Here is a 3,927-nt window from a genome sequence, read left to right as displayed (position 1 = left end):
AACAGCTGCTGGACATCTTCCGCGACGTGGCCGACTAATGGTCCGACCGCAAGATCCCGTTCCGCTGCTTCTACTCTTTCTCGGTCGCCCGCGCACCCAAAGGTGAAGAGACGGCCGATGCCGAGAACGAAGAACCCATGCCCACCGACAAGATTCTGGACGTGAGCCCGATGGCGCTGCGCATGAGCAGCCCGTTCAACGCCGGCTACTGGCTGACAGCGGCATAACCACCCAAGAGGGACGGCACTGGCGGCTTGGCAAAGCCGGCTCCGTGGTGCCCCTGGCGAAGAGGCCGCTGCACTTGCAGCGGCTTTTTCATGCCTGAACGGCTTGGGCGAGAGTCACGTACTCGGCCACCGGCACCTCTTCAGCGCGGCGCTGCAGGTCGAAATTGCCCGCGAAACCCCGCGCTTCCAGCCATTGGCCCAGCGTGTTACGCAAGATCTTGCGGCGCTGGCTGAAGGCGGTCTGCACCAGTTCGCCATACAGCCGGACGTCGATGGCGGGTGGATCTGCATGGGGCAGCATGCGCACGATGGCGCTGTCCACCCGCGGTGGCGGATCGAAACTCTCCGGTGGCACGAAGAGCACGTTTTCCATCGCATAACGCCACTGCAGCATGACGGAGAGCCGGCTGTAATCGCCCGATCCAGGCACGGCCACCATGCGGTCGATCACTTCCTTCTGCAGCATGAAATGCTGGTCCTGCACGGCGTCCACATGGTCGAGCAGGTGGAACAGGATCGGCGTGGAAATGTTGTACGGCAGGTTGCCGACCACGCGCAGCCGGGGCACCCCCAGAGTGGCGGCCAGGGCACGGAAGTCGACCTTGAGCACGTCCGACTCGATCACCCGCAACTGGGGGTGTTCGCGCAGACGCAGCGCCAGATCGCGGTCCAGCTCGATGACGGTGAGGTGCCCCAGCCGTTCCACCAGCGGCTGCGTGAGCGCGGCCAGGCCCGGACCGATCTCGACCATGGGATCGCCGGGCTGCGGCGCGATGGCGGCGACGATGGCATCGATGATGCCGTGGTCGCTCAGGAAGTTCTGGCCGAAGCGCTTGCGCGCGATGTGTTTCATGCGGTGGCGTTCAGGGCTGCGGCGCTTCGCGGTATTCCACGTAGGCACGCGAGCGCAGGTCCTGCGCCCAGGTCTCCAGCGCGTCGGCGGCCTTCTTCTCGCGCACCAGACCGCGCACGATTTCGCGCTGCTCCCGGTCGCTGAGGGTCATCTGCCGGCGCTCGTCCACACGGATCAGGTGCACGCCAAAACGCGACACCACCGGGAGCGACATCGCGCCCGGGCGCAGGCCGTTCATGGCCTCTTCGAACTCGGGCACGAACTGGCCCGGGCTGGCCCAGCCGAGGTCGCCGCCGGCGCTGGCCGAACCGTCCTGGCTGTGCTCGCGGGCGAGGGCCTCGAAGTTGGCCTTGCCGCTGGCGATCTGTTCGCGGTACTGGGTCAGGCGCGTCACGGCGTCGTTCTGGCTCAGCTGCGGGCCAGGGCGCAACAGGATGTGGCGCGCCCGGGTCTGGGTGACGCTGACATCGGGTAGGCCGGCCTGGCGCTTTTCCACCAGCTTGAGCACGTGAAAACCGGCCGGGCTGCGCACCGGGCCAGCGATCTCGCCCGCGCGCAAGTCGCGCGTGGCCGTGACAAAAATTTCGGGCAGCCGGTCGGCCGGCCGCATGCCGAACTGGCCGCCCTGGGCACCTTCGGGGGCGTCGGAATACTCGCGCGCCAGCTCGCCGAAGTCATCGCCCTTGCGGGCGCGGTCGGCCGCTCGCTGGGCACGGGCTTCCAGGGCCTTGATCTGCTCGGGCGTGGCGCTTTCGGGCACCCGCACCAGGATGTGCGAGAGGTTGAGCTCCAGGCTGCCGAGGTCGGTGTTGCTCTTCTGCTCGCGCACGAAATCGTCGATGTCGTTCTCGGTCACGCGCACACGTGCGTCCACCTCGCGCTCGCGCAGTTGCTGCAGCAGGATCTGGTTGCGCAATTCGTTGCGCAGGAAGTTGATGTCCATGCCATCGGCGGCCACGCGGCGCCGGAACTCGTCCACGCTCAGCTGGTTCTGCGAGGCAATGGACTGTTCGGCGCGGGCCAGCGTGGGTTCGTCCACGCGCAGACCCTGTTCGCTGGCCTGCTGCAACTGTGCGCGCTCGTTGACCAGCTGTTCCATCACCTGGCGCGCCAACTGGTCGCGCGGGGGCAGGGCCGCGCCCTGCTGCGTCAGCTGTTGCTCCACGCGCAGCAGGCGCGCGCGCACCTCGTTGTTGGTGACCGGCTCGGAGTTGACCAGGGCGACGATGTAGTCCACCGTGCGCGGGCCGGGCGCGACCGGCGCACCGCGCAGCAGGTTGAGCTGGCTCGACGGCCGCAGCGACTGCGCCTGGGCCGCGCCACCGCAGGCCAGGCAGACGCCCAGCGCCAGTGCCGTCCAGCGGCGGGAAGCAAGGGAACGGCGTTCAGTCATATTGTTGGAACCGGCTCGGCGGGTTGATGTCTTCACGCAGGTATTGGTAGCGGGGCACATTGTCCTTGAGCGTCTGCAGCGGGTTGGAGCCGATGCGCGAGAAGCCAGAGAATTCGATCTGGAACAGCACGCGCTGGTTTGCGGTGGTGGTGCCGGTCGTCAGGCGCTCGACCACCACGCGGCCGATCCAGCAGCCGGCATCGTACTCAAAGCCGGCCACCAGATCGACGATCTTGCGGTCGGGCATGCTGTAGTTGATGCGGCCCACGCTGTACCACTGGCCGGGCCCCAGGCCGCGACCGGCGCTGGGCGTGGCGGGCTTGTCGGCCCACAAATCAGACAGCGGCCACTGCCAGCCGATGTCCACCTGCTCGCTGCTGCCGCGCTGCAGGCGGTAGGCGGCGCTGAGCACGCGGTAGTTGCTGGGCGTGTAGCGGCCGCTGAGCGTGGTGCGCACCGACTCGCGGTCCTGTGGGCTGTACTGCACGTTGGCGTCGGTGGACCAGCGCGGGCTCCACTGCACGCGCGCGCCCAGCAGCACGTCGCTCAGGCGGTTGGTCACCGGCGTGCAGCCGGAGGCGTCGCTGCTGCTGCAGCTCTGTGTGGGCAGCACCACGTTCTGGTCGCGCAGCAGGTAGCGCTGGGCCAGGCCCAGGCGCACCACCTCGGCACCCGTGGCCGGGTCCAGCAGGCGCGAGCTGGCGCCCACGGTGAGGGCGCGCAGGTCGGCGAGGCGGTCGTTGCCGCCGAAGGTGTTTTCGGCGTAGATCGACGCGAAGTTGAAGTCGTTGGCGGCCGAGTCGTAGTTGGGCAGGGCGCTCTGGTCGCGGTAGGGCGTCCAGGTGAAGAAGGCGCGCGGCTCCAGCGTCTGGTTGAAACGACGGCCGAAGTAGCTGGTGTCGCGCTCGAACACCAGGCCGCTGTCCACGCTGAAGGTGGGCACGCTGCGGCTGACGCTGCGCGCGCCGCTGACCACACCGTCGAAGCGGTAGCTGGCGTGGTGCAGTTGCAGGCTGGGGGCCAGGAAACCGCCGGGCTGGTCCCAGCGGTGGCCGATGCGCGCGATGGCCAGCGAGCGCGAACCGTTGACCTGCCCCGTGCGCGTCGGGTCGGAACGGAAGCGCGTGTAGTCGGTCTGCAGCGACCATTCCCAGCCGTTCAGACCGGCCCAGCGCTGGTGGTCCTGCGCAAAGCGCAAAGCCACCGAGGGCAGCCGGTCGTAAGGGGGCGTGATGGGATCATCCACATCCTGCAGCGTCTGCCAGCGGTAGGCGCCGGCGCTGACGGACCAGGGCCCCTGGTTCCAGTCGAGCACCGCCTCGTTGGCCAGCAGGCGCGAGGTCAGCGAGGTGCTGCCCCGCGGGAAGTCGCGCCAGTAGTTGTCGTCGCTCACGCGGTTGAGGTTCAGGCGCAGGCCCAGCGGGCTCTGCAGACCCATGCCGCCGAGCGTGGCG

Annotated in this window: 3 protein-coding genes; all 3 read right to left on the bottom strand. The window is 68.3% G+C overall.

Annotated features, from left to right (window positions below; all coding sequences use genetic code 11):
- Positions 1-315 precede the first annotated feature (315 nt).
- A complete protein-coding gene (rsmA, locus tag ACR2JA_RS08075) occupies positions 316-1,080 on the bottom strand; it encodes a 16S rRNA (adenine(1518)-N(6)/adenine(1519)-N(6))-dimethyltransferase RsmA (protein ID WP_434008581.1) in 765 nt (254 codons plus the stop codon).
- Positions 1,081-1,090: 10 nt separating this feature from the next.
- A complete protein-coding gene (locus ACR2JA_RS08070; protein ID WP_434008580.1) occupies positions 1,091-2,473 on the bottom strand; it encodes a peptidylprolyl isomerase in 1,383 nt (460 codons plus the stop codon).
- On the bottom strand, positions 2,466-3,927 hold a 1,462-nt coding region (locus ACR2JA_RS08065; protein ID WP_434008579.1), incomplete at its 5' end, for an LPS-assembly protein LptD. The genes ACR2JA_RS08065 and ACR2JA_RS08070, both read right to left, overlap by 8 nt.

Origin of the sequence: Hydrogenophaga sp. (genome assembly GCF_051007235.1) — a bacterium.
Taxonomy (GTDB): Bacteria; Pseudomonadota; Gammaproteobacteria; order Burkholderiales; family Burkholderiaceae_C; genus Hydrogenophaga.
This window is presented reverse-complemented; position numbering and strand designations above follow the sequence as displayed.

Coding starts and splice junctions, on each gene's coding strand:
- ACR2JA_RS08070 (WP_434008580.1), bottom strand. CDS start 2,473: ATGACTGAACGCCGTTCCCTTGCTTCCCGCCGCTGGACGGCACTGGCG.
- rsmA (WP_434008581.1), bottom strand. CDS start 1,080: ATGAAACACATCGCGCGCAAGCGCTTCGGCCAGAACTTCCTGAGCGAC.